Genomic DNA, 16,801 nt, shown 5'->3' with positions numbered 1-16,801 from the left:
ACAAAGGGCTGCGCTTTTCTAAAGAGGGCGCAGTCTTTTTCTTGCTTTGGCAGGCTTTTTGCTTCTTGAAAAATTTTTTGTTACAATAAGAAAAATCACACGGAAGAGGGAGACATTGTGAAAATCGAATTTATCAAAGTACATGGCTCGCAAAATGATTTTTTTATTATCGATGAACGCCACAATCAATTGACCGCTTGGCGTGACGAGGAAAGACGGGCATTTGCTGAAATGATTACAGCGCGTGACGCGGAGCTTGGCGGAGCGGATGGCGTCTTATATGTTAGTGCAGCGGAAAGCGAGCAGGCGATCGGCAAAATGCGAGTTTTTAATGCGGACGGGACGGAGGCTTCTATGTGTGGCAACGGCTTGCGGACGGTTGCGCGCTATCTACTGGAGGAAACGGGACAAAATCGTGCGAAAGTGGAAACGATGAAAGCAACCCTTGAAGTGGCAGAAGGGGAATCGCTTGGTTATGCCATTCCTACTTTTGAAGTGGAGATTTCACCGGTTTTGTTTGCGCCGGAAGCCCTTCCTTTTCATCATCAAGGACAACTATTTGACGAGCTGCTACCGGAAATTGATCCGGAGCTTCATTTTTCTGCCCTTGCTGTTCCTAATCCACATCTTGTCAGCTTTGTGGATCAAGAGACGCTGGCGAGTGGCAAGCAGGAAAAAATTGCCCGTTATTTAAATGGAGAGAATCCCTATTTTCCTGACGGTGTCAATGTCAGCTTTGTGAGCCGCTTGACGGATCAGGCGATTTTTGTGCGAACTTACGAACGCGGTGTAGGTTTTACCAATGCCTGCGGAACGGCGATGTCAGCCTCGAGTCTGATTAAAAAATTGCTGGACCATGATAAACTGGAAACGTTGCTTGACGTATATAACGATGGCGGTCGTGTGAAAGTGAAAGCTTCTCATGACGCGCAAACGGATCAATATCAGATTACGCTCATTGGGAATGCCACCTTCACAGCGACAGGAACCATTTCCTATGAACCGGAAACAGGCATTGAAATTCTTCAGCAGGAGCAGACGGATGAAGAGGAACGTTACCAGCAAATGGTAGAGGAAGTCAAACAATTTTTAGCTGAAAATCAGGCGTAAAAAAAGGAGACGAAGATGGAGACAAATCGAAAAAAAGCAATGCCGCTTTTAGTAGTGGGCGGATTTGCACTTTTACTATTTATTATTGAGGCTTTTTCAGTAGCTTCTGAGAAAAGCTGGGTGGCCAAATTTGATTTAAGCTGGATTGAACGGATTCGTGGCAGCATTCACGCAAGTGCGACGACCATGATCGACTTTCTGACTAATTTCGGCTCAGCAGAGTATATTATTGTGATGACCATCATTGTGGTCATTGTATTATTTGTTTTACGTAAATTCGTTGTGGGGCTTTGGTTTGGCGGCACGATTCTATTTTGTGGTGTCGTGATGAACTATTTGTTGAAACATTTTGTTGAACGGAGTCGCCCGCCACAAAAAAATTGGCTGATCGATGAGTCGGGTTTCAGTTTCCCGAGCGGTCACGCGACAGCCACGACGGTCTTTTATGGACTGGCGGCGTTGTTTTTAATTTTTACAGTCCGCAAAATGTGGCAGAAAATCGTGGTCGGGGCTCTCGGTCTAGCGATGATTTTCTTCATTATGTATTCCCGGGTTTATTTAGGGGTGCATTATCCAACCGATGTGCTAGGTGGCTTCTTGTTCGGAATCGCTTCGATCTTTATTTCAAGTGGCGTGTACTTCCTAGTCAGAAAACCTCTGCATCAATTATTGCGAAAATGGCGAATCAATGATAAGAGTATTGTAGAATAAGTGAAAATGCGGAAAGTCATCGTGGCTTTTCGCATTTTTTTATGCTAAATCAGAATGAATTTTTTGAAAAAATAAAATGTAAACGTAACGCTTTTTTTGCTTGATTTTCTAAATGTTTGAGAGTATGATAAAGATGTTGATAAGAAAATAGGTTTGAAGCTTGGAAGAAAGCGGAAAAGAATATTCACATGTTATAAAGGGTATTCCGGCTCTATCATTTGAATACTTTTTATAATATGTGAATTTTTTTGTGGAAATAATGGGGTGTTTGTTGTTGCTTGCACGACCATGTTTTGGAAGAAAGGAACATATTAGAAAAATTTTTGGAGGTTTGTGAAACATGCAAACAGGTACAGTAAAATGGTTCAACGGTGAAAAAGGTTTTGGCTTTATCGAAGTAGAAGGCGGCGACGATGTATTCGTACATTTCAGCGCTATCGAAGGCGAAGGGTTCAAAACACTTGACGAAGGTCAAAGCGTAGAATTCGAAATCGTTGAAGGTCAACGTGGCCCACAAGCAGATAAAGTTGTAAAACTTTAATTGTAAAGAGGCGACGATCGAAAAACCACTTTTCCTGAGAGAAAGGCGTGGAATCGTAAAACTTATTTTGCGACTCTGCACTTTTTTCGTAGGGAAGGGTGGTTTTTAATATTTTGTATAATAGAACAGTCCGACGAGGAAGCCGAGTAGCCCGATGGCAGGGCGAATATGAAACGATGAATAGGAATTGGCGAAAAATAAGCCGAGGATGGCCACGAATAAAGTAGCAATAATCGCTAGGAATAATAAAAAGGAATGATTTTCTCGGTTGATTAAAAAGACGATCCCTGCAAAAATCAATAGTATGCTGTCGAGAAAGCCAGCTAGAATAGTCAATTCGCTAGAGAAGTTAAAGATATTAAAGTTTTCAATCATTTGTGGAGACAGGTAATAGATAACTTCTTCCACAACGCCTAAACATCCTGTGATCAGCAAAAGTATGCCCGTCAATTTTTTCATCACTTTCTCCTTTTCAAAGAATGATATAATTCTAGTATAACCGATTTATAAATATTGGGAATAAAATCGATTGTGAAAAAGAGCGCAAAACAGCTTTCAGAAGGCGAGAGAACGGTGTGGAAACGTTTATAAAAATATAACAGTTTTTATTTATTTATATAACAGATTTTGAAACTTTTTTCTTGAATTAACAAGGATATGATGTATAATAAAGAATGTCAGATAAAACTGTATCAATTGAAATATAAAAATATATAATACAAGGATGATCAGGATGAAAAAAGATGAACAAACAAAATCAGGCGCAGATCTTGTTGTAGATAGTTTGATTAATCAAGGTGTGACCCATGTTTTCGGAATACCCGGTGCAAAAATTGACAAGGTGTTTGATGTGTTGGAAGATCGAGGACCAGAGCTTATTGTCAGCCGTCATGAGCAAAATGCTGCATTTATGGCTGCGGCAATTGGTCGTTTGACAGGAAAACCAGGTGTTGTCATGGTAACAAGCGGACCGGGGGCTTCCAATTTAGCCACTGGACTGGTGACAGCAACGGCAGAAGGGGATCCAGTCGTCGCGCTGGCCGGAAATGTTGGCCGCTCAGACCGCCTGAAAAGAACCCACCAGTCGATGGATAATGCGGCGCTGTTTACACCAATCACAAAATACAGTGAAGAAGTGGTGCATGCGGAAAGCGTCCCAGAAGCGATTACCAATGCTTTTCGTGCGGCTACTGAGTCTCGCCAAGGGGCTGCTTTTGTCAGTCTGCCACAAGATATTGTCAATGAGGAAAATGTGCCAGTCAAAGCGATTCGGCCTCTTGCGCGACCTGAAAATGGTCCAGCTTCCAAGGAACAAGTAGCCAAACTGGTGAGCCGTTTGAAAAAAGCCAAACTGCCCGTCCTCCTTCTAGGCATGCGTGCCAGCAGTCCGGAGATTACAAGTGCGATCCGTCGCCTGCTCCAAAAAACAAGCATCCCAGTTGTCGAGACTTTCCAAGCGGCTGGTGTGATTTCGCGCGACTTAGAGGAAAACTTCTTCGGTCGGGTTGGTTTGTTTCGGAATCAGCCGGGGGACATTCTGCTAAGCAAGGCGGATCTTGTCATCACAGTCGGCTATGACCCAATTGAATATGATCCGAAAAGCTGGAATGCATCGGGAGACAGAACGATTGTCCATATTGATGATATTTTGGCGGATATCGACCATTATTATCAACCGGTGACAGAGCTTGTCGGCAATATTGCCTTGACGCTTGACCGTATCAATGCCAAATTTGGCGGGCTGGAACTGGCGGACGAGGAGCTGGAGATTTTGAACGGCCTTCGTGAGCAGCTCGAATTGCGGGACAATCCGCCGGAACCTGATGAAACTGGGCTTGTGCACCCGCTTTCTGTTATTCAAGAGCTGCGTTCCCAAGTGGACGATAATGTGACGGTGACCGTGGATGTAGGTTCGCATTACATTTGGATGGCTCGGCATTTCCGCTCCTATGAGCCGCGCCGTTTGCTGTTCAGTAATGGAATGCAGACGCTTGGAGTTGCGCTTCCGTGGGGGATCGCGGCGGGACTTGTTCGTCCTGGCGAAAAGGTGGTGTCGATTTCAGGAGATGGCGGCTTCCTTTTCTCCGCAATGGAACTTGAAACGGCTGTCCGTCTGCGTATTCCGCTTGTTCACTTGATCTGGAATGACGGCAGCTACGACATGGTGGCCTTCCAGCAAAAAATGAAATACGGCCGAGAAGCTGCTGTTCGTTTTGGCGGCGTTGATTTTGTCAAATATGCGGAAAGCTTTGGCGCGAAAGGTCTGCGGGTTGAGTCCCCAGATCAGCTGGCAGATGTGTTGAAAGAGGCGCTTCAATCGGAGGGACCAGTGGTGGTCGATATTCCAATCGATTATCGGGATAATGTCAAATTAGGCGAAACACTTTTGCCGGATCAATTTTATTAAGCAAAAGAGGGGCTCTTCGGGGGCCTCTTTTTTTATGTTATAATAGGAATTATTTTTAAGCGGAAGGAGCAGCAAAAATGACAGACGAACAACGGAAACCGAGAGAACTTTTTTTGGAGACTTGCCGAGAGATTGCGGCTCGGCCGGCTTTCCAGCATTTTAAAGTCATTCAAAAAGGGCAAATCATGAAATACAGGTCAGTGGATAAGGATTTTACGTTTGAAATCTATTTTGGTTCTAGTCATTATAATATGCCGAACGCAGTGGTCATTGATCCGCGTGTGGTCGTTTCTTCTAAGAGTGTACAAACATATGAACGGGAAATTCTGGGGAAAACCGTTGCGCAAGGGATTTGTTTCCACGGGGCGCTTTCTGAGGATTTCCCAACTGCTGGCGGCAATCAGTCGATCACTTTTTCGCGAATGACACAAATGCGGACGGTGCTAAGGATCAGTCGCTTACTTGAAGAGAAAGTCTTGCCGTTTTTAGCGCATTTTGAAGAGGCGGATAAAGGGCTGCACTTTTTTAGGGAACAGAAAGATTGCCGTTTGAGTTTTCCTTATTTTCTTGTGTATGGTAAAAGGGAAGATGCGATCGCTTATCTGCAAAACTGGCTTGGAGAGTTACCATACGAACAGCGGGCGCGGGCGTTTTATAAGGAGCTTGTATCGGCGGAGGTTATCGATGTGATGCACAATGAATTTTACGGGGCAGATATTTTGAAATATGCATATTTAGCGGGGATTCCAATTGATTAAACTGCAAGCAGATTTTGGTTTACAGAGCAGAGTGAATCAACTACAATAAGGGAGAAGGAGGAGAGTGTGAAAATGAATATTGCAAAAATGATCGATCATACGGCGCTTAAGCCGGATACAACAAAGGCTCAAATTTTACAATTGACCAAAGAGGCGAAGGAATATGGTTTTGCGTCTGTTTGTGTGAATCCAACGTGGGTTAGTCTTTGTAAGGAAGAACTGGCCGGCACAGACGTAGAGGTTTGTACGGTGATTGGATTCCCGCTTGGTGCGAATACTTCGGCTGTCAAAGCGTTTGAAACGAAAGATGCTATCGAAAATGGCGCGACAGAAGTTGATATGGTCATTAATATTGGTGCTTTGAAGGACGGGGACGATACGCTTGTTGAAGCGGATATTCGAGCAGTTGTTGAAGCGGCAAACGGAACCCTTGTCAAAGTTATTATTGAAACTTGTCTTTTAACGGATGAGGAAAAAGTTCGTGCTTGTGAGCTTGCGGTTAAAGCTGGAGCCGATTTTGTCAAAACATCCACTGGTTTTTCGACAGGCGGTGCCACGGCTGCTGATATTGCGAAAATGCGCCAAACAGTTGGGCCAGATATTGGTGTGAAAGCATCAGGCGGCGTTCGGACAAAAGAAGATGTGCTGGCAATGATCGAAGCGGGTGCCTCGCGAATTGGTGCGAGTGCGGGAGTAGCCATCGTTTCTGGTGAAAAAAGCGACGCGGATTATTGATTAAAAGCCTCTCTAGTGCTTTATTCTTTTGATAAAACTGATGGGGAGATACAGGGGAATGGGGTGTTTTTTTGAGCGTCACAATTCGTGAAATTGCAGAAAAAACCGGCGTTTCGATCACGGCGATTTCGCAGATCCTGAATGGTAAGGGAGACCGTTTCAGTGAGGCAACGAAAAAGCGGGTACTCGAAACGGCTAAAGAAATGGCCTATAAACCGAACTTTTTTGCGAAGAATATGATCACTAGTCATACCAATACAATCGGCATGATTGTGCCACAGGTAACCGACGCCTTTTTTTCACAAATGGTCAAAGGGGCGGAGGATTATTTGAACCGCTATGAGTATATGATTATGCTTTGCAATACGTCGAATGACAAGGAACGTGAAGATCAATATGTCGAGGAGCTCTTGCATCGGGCGGTCGACGGGCTGATCATTGCGAGTCCGAACATTTTAGCCTCACAAGTTTTCGAGCGGCTTCGTGGAAAAAACAAGCCCTTTATTCTGCTTGACCGTCAACGGAATGAACAGAAGGAAGGGCGGATTGCTGTCGATGACTATGAGGGCGGTTACATGGCAACCAAGCACTTGATCGAGCTGGGGCATCGGGCGATTGGCATCATTATTGCTGATGCTAGTTTTTACAATGTTTTCGAGCGGTTTGAGGGCTATAAGGCGTGTATGCGCGACTATGGGATAACCGTGAAGCAGGAGTGGATCACAAGTGGTGATCAGACGATGGAAGGCGGTTATCAGGCAACGCATGCTTTAATGAAAACGGAGATTACGGCACTGTTTGCAACGAATGATTTGATGGCTGTTGGAGCTTATCGGGCGGCACTTGAATGCGGCAAACGGGTTCCAGATGATCTGTCTGTCATCGGGTTTGATGATATTGAATTATCCGAGTTTATGACACCACCTCTGACAACCATTCGCCAGCCGATCTATCAGTTGGGCGAGATTGCAGCCCAATTTTTGTTGCGTAAAATTGAGCATCCTGAAGAAAAAATGGGCAACTGCGAGCTGGATTTGACACTAATCGAGCGGGGCAGTACGAAAAGAATTGACAGTCAGCAGAAAAGTAACGTATAGTGAGTGTGTAATCATACTTTTCTGGTTAAAGTAAAACGGTTTACTTCTAAATGAAACCGATAACAAAAAGGAGTGTTGAAGGTGAGAATGGTCGATCTGATTGCCAAAAAAAGAGATGGCGGCGAGTTAACAACTGCTGAAATTCAATTTTTCATTGATGGATATACGAAAGGTGAGATACCGGATTATCAAGTCAGCGCGCTGCTAATGGCTATCTATTTTGAAGATATGACAGATCAGGAGCGGGCGGATATGACCATGGCGATGGTCCATTCGGGCGAGACGATCGATCTGTCGGCCATCCATGGCATCAAAGTGGACAAGCATTCGACTGGTGGTGTTGGTGATACGACAACGCTAGTCTTGGCGCCGCTTGTTGCTGCTGTTGGTGTTCCAGTCGCGAAAATGTCAGGCCGCGGGCTGGGGCACACTGGCGGAACGATCGACAAGCTGGAGTCCATTGATGGTTTCCATGTGGAGATTACCAAGGAAGCCTTTATCGATTTGGTTAACAAGGAAGGGCTGGCGGTCATGGGTCAAAGTGGCAACTTGACGCCTGCTGATAAAAAACTGTATGCACTACGGGACGTTACGGCAACGGTGAATGCCATTCCGCTGATTGCCAGCTCGATCATGAGTAAAAAAATTGCTGCGGGTGCCGATGCGATTGTACTGGATGTTAAAACGGGTGCTGGTGCCTTTATGAAAACGGAGGAAGATGCAGCAGAACTGGCGCATGCGATGGTGCGAATTGGCAATAGTGTCGGACGCAATACGATGGCGGTTATTTCAGATATGTCACAACCGCTGGGATTTGCGATTGGGAATGCGCTGGAGGTTCAAGAAGCGATTGATACACTGCGTGGTGAGGGGCCGGAAGATTTGACGGAGCTGGTTCTCGTACTGGGAAGTCAAATGGTTGTTTTGGCCGAACAGGCGGAAACTTTGGCAGAAGCACGCGCCAAATTGCTTGCCGTAATGGAAAACGGGGCTGCTTTGGAAAAATTCAAATCGTTTTTAGCCCATCAAGGCGGCGATGCTTCTGTTGTAGACCAGCCTGATAAGCTTCCACAAGCTCGTTTCCAAATAGAACTGCCAGCGAAAAAAGCCGGTTATGTGGCTGAAATTGTCGCAGATGAACTGGGAATTGCCGCTATGCTGCTTGGGGCAGGGCGCGCTACGAAGGAAGACGAAATCGATTTGGCCGTGGGACTCATGCTGCATAAAAAAGTAGGGGATCCGGTTGAAGCGGGTGAATCGCTCCTGACAATCTACAGTAATCGGGAGAATGTGGAGGCTGTGGCGGAAAAACTCTATCAGAATATCCACATTTCCGATCATGCTGAAAAACCTGTGTTGATCCATCGGGTGATTACAGAGTAAGGCTTTATCTTCATCCTAATCTAGTCTAGCAAAAAAGCGTCCGGCTGTTTTTGACGGCGGCTCCATTCACTCTGGAGAGCCCCGTTAACAGTCAGACGCTTTTTTTAATTTTCAGCAGCTTCGATTTGTTCCAGCATGTCTGGTGAACCAAGATCGCTACGAAGAAATTCGGAGGTTTGCGGTAATTCAAGCTCAAATTCCGTTTGTTGAGCCACTTCGACGACCCCTTCCAAGAGTTCATAGTCGAACACGTGGCCGCCAATTTTCCGCATATCATCGATAAAATGAATGTGGTAACCAGCAACGCCAATTCCGCTGATGTATTTCGGCGTGAAGAAACCAACAATCGTACCAGTAATATATTCAAAATGATACGTTGGCTGTGTTTTGACCGCTTCGATCAGTGGCGGATAAGGACGGCTTTGTTTAGGGGCAACGCGGGTGTCAACCACTTTGAAGTTTCCTGTCACTTTGACTGCATAAAAGACATTCGGACCTTGGACGAGGGAGGCGATTTTTTCTTCTACTGCCTCGCGGGTCATCGCTTCTTGTACGTTAAAGAGAACATCAGGCTCAAAGTAGGTGACGGTTGCATATGGTGTCGTGTCTTCAGGCGCTACTTTATAAGCTTTGCCATCTTCACGGATTTGGAAAGGTTCGCCGTCTACAATGATCAGCTCTCCGTCAAAGTCGTTTAGCGTGCCAATACCTAAATCGCCATGCTTCATCAGATCTTTAAAGGTCGTGGTGCCGCCAAAAAGGCCGCCGACCAGTGCTGCCATGGTGGAATGCTGAAAAAGTCGATTTTTTCGTTTCGATTCCATTTATTTTACACTCCTTGATATGTTATATCGTTATTTGTATTTTTGATTAGTACAGTTTTTCTATTCCCGTTTATTATAGCATAAAACATACAAAGTCTAAAGAAAACAGTTTTGAAAGAACGAGGGAAACTGTTACATAAATAAAAGCCCCTGCAAACAAGCAAGGGGCTCCGTGTTAAACGAGCAAGGTATAGAGTGTGCGGTTGTCGTTGATCGGAATAAAGGAAGGATCGAAAAGTCGCATTTTCTCAAGAAGTGTCTCGTAATCGTCTTTTTGATGAAGTAGCACGCCGATTATGACAGGGCCGTTATTACGATTGACCTTTTTGGTATATTCAAACTTGGTAATATCATCTTGCGGCCCCAGCACCTCATTAACGAATTCCTTCAAGGCACCCGGCCGTTGCGGGAAATTCACAATAAAGTAATGCTTGAGTCCTTCAAAAAGCAGTGAACGTTCTTCAATTTCCTGCATCCGGTTGATATCATTGTTTCCGCCACTAATGATACAGATTACCGTTTTTCCTTTGATTTTTTCCAGATAGTGACCCAGTGCTGCCACACTTAGAGCGCCGGCTGGTTCGGCAACGATGGCCTGCTTTGTATAGAGTTCCAAAATGGAGGAGCAGACCTCGCCTTCTGCCACTTCGACCATCTCGTCGACCAGCTGCTTGGCATGATGGAAAGTCAGATCGCCCACTTGCTTCACTGCGGCACCGTCTACAAATTTATCGATTTCTGGCAGTGTGACAACATGGCCTGATTCCAGTGAGCGGGTCATTGACGGGGCACCGGCCGGCTCGACACCGATGATTTTGGTGATGGGGCTGACCGCTTTCAGATAACTGGCCACACCGGCAATCAGTCCGCCGCCGCCCACTGCTGCAAAGCAATAGTCAGCCTGCACTTTTTCGCGGTTCATATCATGTAGCATCTCGACAGCTAGTGAGCCTTGGCCGGCAATGATCGCCGGGTCGTCAAATGGCGCGATGAAAGTTGTACCATGATCAGCTGAATACTGTTTGGCCGCCGCGGCTGAAGCATCAAAGGTATCGCCCGTCAGAATCACTTCTGCATATTCACCGCCGAAAAACTGGACTTGCGAGATTTTTTGCTGCGGTGTCGTTGTCGGCATGAAGATGGTGGCTTTGACCTGCATTTTTTGACAGGTGTAGGCGACCCCTTGCGCATGATTGCCAGCACTGGCGCATGTAACACCTTTTGCCAGAACAGCCTTTTCAAGGGAGGCGATCGCATAATAGGCACCGCGCAGCTTGAATGACCGCACCCACTGCAAGTCTTCCCGTTTTAGGTATACATGACAATGATACTTTTGCGATAAGTAGTAGTCATATTGAAGTGGGGTATGTTTGACGATTGGTTTCAGCACCGCATAGGCTTTTTCAACCTCTTCTTTTGTTACAAGTAAGTCCACTAATTCCACTTTCATCACTACCTTTGTTTTATTTCGCGTCTACTTTCGCTTCATATGCCTCAATTTCTTCCAGATGCTGGAACGTGATCGCGATATCGTCAAGCCCATGAATAAACTTATTTTTCCAAGTCGGATCTATGGAAAAGGAGTAGTCGCCTACCGAGCTACTGATTTTTTGGTTCGGCAAGTCGATCGTGATTCGTTCGTCCGCTGCAAGGGAAGCAAGCTTGTCACGAGCTTCTTTCGGCAGGACGACAGGGAGGATGCCGTTTTTCGTACAATTCATATAAAAAATATCACTGTAACCACCCGCAATAATCACCCGAAAGCGATAGTCGAGAAGGGCCCAGGCCGCATGTTCCCGCGAGGAGCCGCAACCAAAATTGTCCCCCGTGATCAAAATGGTTGCTTCCTGCCGATCCGGTGCATTAAGCGGGAAATCAGGATTTAGTTTGCGGTTCGGCAAATAGCGCCACTCGTCGAAGAGGAATTCGCCAAAGCCGGTTTTTTCAATACGCTTCAAAAAAGTTTTGGGGATGATTTGATCCGTGTCGATGTTGTCGTTCATCAGGGCCACCGTTTTGCCAATATGAATATTAATAGCTTCCATTTGAAACTACCTCCTCACGAATGTCGATAAAGTGCCCATGGATTGCCGCCGCAGCCGCCATGGCAGGGGAGACGAGATGCGTTCTGGCACCTTTCCCTTGCCGCCCTTCAAAGTTGCGGTTGCTGGTTGAGGCACAATGAACACCTGCTGGCACCTGATCGGGATTCATTCCGAGGCACATCGAGCAGCCCGGTTCGCGCCATTCAAAACCAGCCGCTTTGAAAATTTGATCGAGGCCTTTTTGTTCGGCGGCTCTCTGAACTTGTCTGGAACCCGGTACCACAAGCGCGCGAATACCCGGCTTCACTTTTTTGCCTTGGATGATGCGAGCTGCTTCCTCGAGATCCGATAGTCGAGCGTTCGTACAAGAGCCGATAAAGACGTAACCAAGCTCAATATCAGCCGCTTTTTGACCAGGTTCAAGCCCCATGTAATGATAGGCGCGCTCCGTATTCACATCCCGAATTTCGGGGAATTGCTGATCGAACGGGACGCCCATTTCAGGATTGGTTCCCCACGTGACATAAGGGGCGAGATTCGAGACGTCCACCTTGATCGAGTGGTCAAACACAGCATCAGGATCTGTCTTCAGCGTCTCCCAATCACAGATGGCTTTCTCCATGTCTGCCGGTGCATATTCGCGGCCTGCCAGATAGTCATAAGTCGTCTGATCGGGTGCCATCATGCCCATTTTAGCGCCGCCTTCAATCGCCATGTTGCAGATCGTCATCCGTTCCTCCATGGAAAGATTTTCAATTGTCTCGCCGTAATATTCAATCGCATAGCCCGTTCCGAAAGCCACGCCATAAGTGGCAATCAGATGGAGAATGATATCCTTGGCATAGACACCTTTTGGCAGCTTCCCAACGATTTCAATGCCCATTGATTTCGGTTTCTGCTGCCAGATGGTCTGCGTCGCAAAAACATGCTCCACCTCACTTGAGCCGATGCCAAAGCCAATCGCCCCAAAAGCGCCATGTGTCGCCGTATGCGAGTCACCGCAAACGATGACCTTGCCCGGCTGGGTAAGCCCTGTTTCAGGCCCGACCATGTGGACGATTCCTTGCAAGTCACTGCCCATATCCGCCAGCCTGATGCCGAACTCCTGACAGTTTTTCTGAAGCGCCTCAATTTGCTTTTTCGCAACGAGGTCTTGAATGTTGAAAATATCTTCCGTCGGTACGTTATGGTCCATCGTGGCAAACGTTTTGTCTGGTCGCCGAACTTTTCTACCCTCCATGCGCAAGCCCTCAAAACCTTGTGGAGAGGTGACTTCATGGATCAGATGGAGGTCCACATAGAGTAATTGCGGTTCACCTTCTTTTCCGAAAATGACATGTCTGTTCCACAATTTATCAAAAAGTGTTTGTCCCATTTTGTACCGCTCCTTTCTGGATTTCTTGAATGACCGCTTCTGTAAAAGCTGTGGTTGTCGCGTTTCCGCCGAGATCTTTCGTCAAACAGCCGCTTTCCATCGTTCGGCTCGTTGCTTGTTCAATTTTTTCTGCTGCTTCGTGAAGCTGGAAGGACTGCCGCAGCATCATTGCGACGGAGAGAATCATCGACATTGGGTTGGCAATATTTTGACCCGCAATATCTGGCGCAGAGCCGTGAATGGGTTCATAGAGTGAAGGGCCGTTTTCCGCATGGCTGGCAGAAGGGAGTAGCCCAAGAGAGCCGGGGATCACGGAAGCCTCGTCACTGATAATATCGCCAAACATGTTTTCTGTTACAAGGACATCAAACTTTTTGGGAGCTTGGATGAGCAGCATACTGGCCGCATCCACATATAGGTGCTCGAGTTCCACGTCTGGATAGCGAGCCGCTACCTGTTCGGCAATCTTCCGCCAAAGCTTACTCGAGGCCAAAACATTGGCTTTATCAACAGAGGTGACTTTTTTTCTGCGCGAACGGGCGATTAGAAAGGCCTTGTCGATGATGCGCTCGATTTCGTAGGCCTGATAGTAGAGCGTATCGGTCGCCTCGTGCTCGTTCCACTGCTTCGGTTCGCCAAAATACAGACCGCCAGTTAGCTCGCGAACCACGATAAAATCACATCCGGCCACCCGGTCTTCTTTCAGCGGGGAAAGGTGGGAGACAGCCGCCGGGACTTGGATGGGGCGAATGTTGGCAAATAGGTCGAGCGCTTTGCGGAGCGCAAGGAGCCCAGCTTCCGGCCGTTTCTCCGCCTCGTCCCACTGAGGTCCGCCAATTGCTGCCAACAGAATCGCATCTGCCTTCTTGGCTGCCTCGAGCGTATCCTGTGGAAGCGGTTCGCCAAATTGGTCAATCGCTGTTCCGCCAAAGGCTTTCTCGGTGATTTCAAAACGGTAGGGGGCCTCTTTTGCCACGGCATCAAGCACGTCCAGTCCGCATTTCATGATTTCCGGGCCGATCCCATCACCTGGGAGGGCGACAATGTGGTAAGTCTTCATATTAGCGAACTCCTTTCAGCCGAGCCTTTTGGCATTTTGTGCTGGCATAGAGGTAAGCCTTGGCGCTTGCCGTCAGCACATCATGATCAATCCCAATTCCGTGGAAATCTGTGCCGTGTTCATCCTGAATGACCGCATGCACTTCTGCTTGGGCATCCTGACCCGCGGTGATCGCTTGAATGCGGTAGTCTGTCAGCGTCACATTTTGTCCGAACAGCCGGTTGATCGTATTGTAAATCGCTTCGATACTGCCGGCACCTGTTGCTGCATCTTCCTGCGTATCGCCGTTTTCCGTCTCGATGCGGACGATCGCACCTTGGACACCGCCAGTCACATATTGGACTTGCAAATGTCGCAGCTCCACTTCTTCGTTGGCCGCTTGCGTTTGCCCAAGAATCAGGGCATGGAGGTCGTCTTCCGTGACTTCTTTTTTGACATCTGCGAGTTGTTTGAAGCGGCGGAAGGACTCATTCTGTTCCTCTTCAGAAAGCGCGTAGCCAAGCTCTGTCATCCGGGTGATGAAAGCATGTCGACCGGACAATTTGCCAAGTGGCAGGGAATTTTTTTCAACGCCGACCAGTGCCGGTGTAATGATTTCGTACGTATCCGGGTTTTTCAGAACGCCATCCTGGTGAATGCCCGATTCATGCGCATAGGCATTGCCGCCAATAACCGCCTTATTTCGCGGTACCGGCATTCCAGAAAGACGGCTGACAAGATCGCTCGTCGCTTTGATTTGATTTAGCGTGATACTCGTTTCCGCCTGATAAAAATCTTTGCGGATATGAAGCGCGACGGCTACTTCTTCAAGGGCTGTATTTCCGGCCCGCTCACCAATCCCATTGATCGCACCTTCCACACGCGTCGCCCCATTTTCGATCGCAGCAAGGGAATTGGCAACCGCCATGCCGAGATCATCGTGGCAGTGGGAGGAGAAAGTCACCTCATCAAAAGTCGGGATGTTTTCTCGCAGATCACGGAACAATTGACCAAATTCAGTCGGGTTCGTGTAACCAACCGTGTCCGGAATGTTGATCACCTTGGCGCCTGCATCGATCGCTGTCCGGACGGCTTCTATTAGAAAGCTTCTTTCCGTCCGCGTGGCATCCTCCGGTGAAAACTGGACGATGTCAAAGTGCTGTCTGGCATAGGTCACGTGGTGTTTGATGGAAGCTAGCACTTCCTCGCGCGTCATTTTCAGTTTGTACTTCATGTGTACATCGCTTGTTGCCAGAAAAATATGAAGTTGTGGTTTGGCGGCGTCTTTTAGCGCCTCTTTTGCTCTGTCAATATCTTTTTCTACACATCTTGCTAGTCCTGTCACAGATGAATGTTTCACGGCTTCGCTAATGGCTTTCACACATTCAAAGTCACCAGGAGAAGAAATCGGAAAACCGGCTTCGATCACATCCACGCCGAGCTTTTCCAGTTGTAAGGCGATCTGAACCTTCTCTTTTACATTAAAATTTACACCAGGTGTCTGCTCGCCATCTCGGAGCGTTGTGTCAAAAAACTGGATTTTTTTCATTCGATTTCACCTCATTCTTTTTATTTGCGGCTTTTGGCCTCATGAAAGGGCAACAAATTGTCCTTTCATCAAGCCATTGCCTGCCAGTGTGAAAATCATCCTCGTAACGCGAAGAGAGGACGATTTTCACCAGCAAACGTATGTCAATCATTGCTGCGGCTTTACAAATGGCATCATGGCACGCAGCTCGGCACCGACTTTTTCAATCTGATGACCTTTTTGTTCTGCGCGAAGCCGGTGGAATTCTTGGAAGCCATTTTGATTGTCACGGATAAAGGATTTGGCAAAGTTACCATTTTGAATGTCCGTCAAAACGTCTTTCATGGCAGCCTTGGTATCAGCCGTCACAACACGCGGTCCAGACACATAGTCACCATATTCCGCCGTGTTGGAAATCGAGTCGCGCATTTTTTCCATACCGCCTTCATACATCAAATCAACAATCAGTTTCATCTCATGGAGGACTTCAAAATAAGCAAGTTCCGGCTGATAGCCCGCCTCGACAAGCGTTTCAAACCCCGCCTGAATCAAGTGTGTACAGCCGCCGCAAAGGACCGCCTGCTCCCCGAACAAATCGGTTTCCGTTTCTTCCTTGAAAGTCGTCTCAATCACGCCGGCACGTGTCGCCCCGATTCCTTTCGCATAAGAAAGTGCCACATCACGCGCTCCGCCTGTTGCATCCTGATAGACGGCGAACAGGGAAGGGACCGCGCCACCGTGGACAAATGTCCGGCGAACGAGGTGCCCCGGGCCTTTTGGTGCTACAAGGAAAACATCTACATTTTCAGGAGGTGTAATGACGTCAAAGTGAATATTAAAACCGTGTGCAAAGGCAAGCGCATTTCCAGCTTCCAAATTCGGCTTGATTTCCTTTTCATAGGTCGCACCTTGTGTTTCGTCTGGCAAAAGAATCATGATGCAATCGGCTTTTGCAGTGGCTTCACTTACAGAAAATACATCGAATCCATCTTGTCTGGCGGCTTCGGCTGATTTTCCTTCACGAATCCCAATGATCACATGATTGCCATTGTCACGCAGATTTTGCGCATGCGCGTGCCCCTGTGAACCGTATCCGACGATGGCCACCGTTTTACCTTCCAGTGCATTTGTTTGAACTGCCTCTTCATAATAAACTTTTGTCATCTTTCAAACCTCCATTATTTTTCTATTTATGACGTAGACATTTGCTACGCTACTCAAGCAACGTTCGTGTTGCGGGGTAGTCAT

At 47.2% G+C, this 16,801-nt stretch carries 16 protein-coding genes; 8 read left to right on the top strand and 8 right to left on the bottom strand.

Translation table 11 applies throughout. From position 1 onward, the window contains the following. The first annotated feature begins 114 nt into the window (after nt 1-114). The 3 genes from dapF to cspB all read left to right on the top strand — a co-directional run bounded on the left by dapF (nt 115) and on the right by cspB (nt 2,362). Entirely contained in the window at nt 115-1,110 is a 996-nt protein-coding gene (gene dapF / locus CS921_RS06845) for a diaminopimelate epimerase (RefSeq protein WP_099222325.1), read from the top strand. A 15-nt stretch (nt 1,111-1,125) separates the two neighbouring features. Next, complete coding sequence (locus CS921_RS06840) at nt 1,126-1,821, top strand: phosphatase PAP2 family protein (RefSeq protein WP_099222324.1); 696 nt, start codon at nt 1,126-1,128, stop codon at nt 1,819-1,821. A gap of 340 nt (nt 1,822-2,161) precedes the next feature. After that, a complete protein-coding gene (cspB, locus tag CS921_RS06835) occupies nt 2,162-2,362 on the top strand; it encodes a cold-shock protein CspB (protein WP_099222323.1) in 201 nt (66 codons plus the stop codon). 105 nt (nt 2,363-2,467) lie between these two features. On the opposite strand, the gene CS921_RS06830 is transcribed toward cspB, so the two are convergent. Then, the gene (locus CS921_RS06830; RefSeq protein WP_099222322.1) at nt 2,468-2,821 is read right to left on the bottom strand and encodes a hypothetical protein; all 354 of its coding nucleotides are present in this window, start codon (nt 2,819-2,821) and stop codon (nt 2,468-2,470) included. Between the two features lie 265 nt (nt 2,822-3,086). On the opposite strand from CS921_RS06830, the gene alsS reads away from it, so the two are divergent. The 5 genes from alsS (at nt 3,087) to CS921_RS06805 (ending at nt 8,742) form a co-directional block, all read left to right on the top strand. After that, the gene (alsS, locus tag CS921_RS06825) at nt 3,087-4,769 is read left to right on the top strand and encodes an acetolactate synthase AlsS (protein ID WP_099222321.1); all 1,683 of its coding nucleotides are present in this window, start codon (nt 3,087-3,089) and stop codon (nt 4,767-4,769) included. A 77-nt stretch (nt 4,770-4,846) separates the two neighbouring features. Continuing rightward, the gene (locus CS921_RS06820) at nt 4,847-5,527 is read left to right on the top strand and encodes a hypothetical protein (RefSeq protein ID WP_099222320.1); all 681 of its coding nucleotides are present in this window, start codon (nt 4,847-4,849) and stop codon (nt 5,525-5,527) included. 72 nt (nt 5,528-5,599) lie between these two features. Continuing rightward, complete coding sequence (gene deoC / locus CS921_RS06815; RefSeq protein ID WP_099222319.1) at nt 5,600-6,262, top strand: deoxyribose-phosphate aldolase; 663 nt, start codon at nt 5,600-5,602, stop codon at nt 6,260-6,262. Nucleotides 6,263-6,333: 71 nt separating this feature from the next. Further along, nucleotides 6,334-7,359: a LacI family DNA-binding transcriptional regulator gene (locus CS921_RS06810; protein ID WP_099222318.1), complete on the top strand. Its 1,026-nt coding sequence runs from the start codon at nt 6,334-6,336 to the stop codon at nt 7,357-7,359. 81 nt (nt 7,360-7,440) lie between these two features. Further along, nucleotides 7,441-8,742, top strand: coding sequence for a pyrimidine-nucleoside phosphorylase (locus tag CS921_RS06805; RefSeq protein ID WP_099222317.1), 1,302 nt, complete (start codon nt 7,441-7,443; stop codon nt 8,740-8,742). Nucleotides 8,743-8,846: 104 nt separating this feature from the next. Here the strand turns inward: CS921_RS06805 and budA are convergent, their stop codons facing one another. From budA to ilvC, 7 genes are all read right to left on the bottom strand, one after another. After that, nucleotides 8,847-9,566 carry an acetolactate decarboxylase gene (budA, locus tag CS921_RS06800; RefSeq protein WP_099222316.1) on the bottom strand — a complete coding sequence of 240 codons (720 nt, stop codon included), beginning with the start codon at nt 9,564-9,566 and terminating at the stop codon, nt 8,847-8,849. A gap of 175 nt (nt 9,567-9,741) precedes the next feature. Beyond that, nucleotides 9,742-11,010: a threonine ammonia-lyase gene (ilvA, locus tag CS921_RS06795; protein ID WP_099222315.1), complete on the bottom strand. Its 1,269-nt coding sequence runs from the start codon at nt 11,008-11,010 to the stop codon at nt 9,742-9,744. 19 nt (nt 11,011-11,029) lie between these two features. Next, a complete protein-coding gene (gene leuD, locus CS921_RS06790) occupies nt 11,030-11,611 on the bottom strand; it encodes a 3-isopropylmalate dehydratase small subunit (protein ID WP_099222314.1) in 582 nt (193 codons plus the stop codon). Next, nucleotides 11,598-12,986, bottom strand: a complete 1,389-nt coding sequence (leuC, locus tag CS921_RS06785) for a 3-isopropylmalate dehydratase large subunit (RefSeq protein ID WP_099222313.1) — start codon at nt 12,984-12,986, stop codon at nt 11,598-11,600. The genes leuD and leuC overlap by 14 nt, the downstream gene beginning before the upstream one ends. Then, nucleotides 12,967-14,046, bottom strand: a complete 1,080-nt coding sequence (gene leuB, locus CS921_RS06780) for a 3-isopropylmalate dehydrogenase (RefSeq protein ID WP_099222312.1) — start codon at nt 14,044-14,046, stop codon at nt 12,967-12,969. The genes leuC and leuB overlap by 20 nt, the downstream gene beginning before the upstream one ends. A gap of 1 nt (nt 14,047) precedes the next feature. Continuing rightward, nucleotides 14,048-15,574, bottom strand: a complete 1,527-nt coding sequence (locus tag CS921_RS06775; RefSeq protein WP_099222311.1) for a 2-isopropylmalate synthase — start codon at nt 15,572-15,574, stop codon at nt 14,048-14,050. A 147-nt stretch (nt 15,575-15,721) separates the two neighbouring features. Continuing rightward, nucleotides 15,722-16,717 (bottom strand): ketol-acid reductoisomerase, encoded by a 996-nt coding sequence (ilvC, locus tag CS921_RS06770; RefSeq protein ID WP_099222310.1) that lies wholly within the window; start codon nt 16,715-16,717, stop codon nt 15,722-15,724. Nucleotides 16,718-16,801 lie beyond the last annotated feature (84 nt).

Source organism: Listeria costaricensis (genome assembly GCF_900183385.1).
GTDB lineage: Bacteria > Bacillota > Bacilli > Lactobacillales > Listeriaceae > Listeria > Listeria costaricensis.
The sequence above is the reverse complement of the archived record's forward strand: the minus strand, read 5'-3'. Positions and strand labels throughout refer to the sequence as shown.

What these genes read in the sequence shown, in the direction of transcription:
- CS921_RS06820 (WP_099222320.1), top strand. Translation starts at nt 4,847, where the DNA reads ATGACAGACGAACAACGGAAACCGAGAGAACTTTTTTTGGAGACTTGC.
- deoC (WP_099222319.1), top strand. Translation starts at nt 5,600, where the DNA reads ATGAATATTGCAAAAATGATCGATCATACGGCGCTTAAGCCGGATACA.
- ilvC (WP_099222310.1), bottom strand. Translation starts at nt 16,717, where the DNA reads ATGACAAAAGTTTATTATGAAGAGGCAGTTCAAACAAATGCACTGGAA.
- CS921_RS06840 (WP_099222324.1), top strand. Translation starts at nt 1,126, where the DNA reads ATGGAGACAAATCGAAAAAAAGCAATGCCGCTTTTAGTAGTGGGCGGA.
- budA (WP_099222316.1), bottom strand. Translation starts at nt 9,566, where the DNA reads ATGGAATCGAAACGAAAAAATCGACTTTTTCAGCATTCCACCATGGCA.
- CS921_RS06775 (WP_099222311.1), bottom strand. Translation starts at nt 15,574, where the DNA reads ATGAAAAAAATCCAGTTTTTTGACACAACGCTCCGAGATGGCGAGCAG.
- CS921_RS06830 (WP_099222322.1), bottom strand. Translation starts at nt 2,821, where the DNA reads ATGAAAAAATTGACGGGCATACTTTTGCTGATCACAGGATGTTTAGGC.
- alsS (WP_099222321.1), top strand. Translation starts at nt 3,087, where the DNA reads ATGATCAGGATGAAAAAAGATGAACAAACAAAATCAGGCGCAGATCTT.
- leuD (WP_099222314.1), bottom strand. Translation starts at nt 11,611, where the DNA reads ATGGAAGCTATTAATATTCATATTGGCAAAACGGTGGCCCTGATGAAC.
- leuB (WP_099222312.1), bottom strand. Translation starts at nt 14,046, where the DNA reads ATGAAGACTTACCACATTGTCGCCCTCCCAGGTGATGGGATCGGCCCG.
- leuC (WP_099222313.1), bottom strand. Translation starts at nt 12,986, where the DNA reads ATGGGACAAACACTTTTTGATAAATTGTGGAACAGACATGTCATTTTC.
- cspB (WP_099222323.1), top strand. Translation starts at nt 2,162, where the DNA reads ATGCAAACAGGTACAGTAAAATGGTTCAACGGTGAAAAAGGTTTTGGC.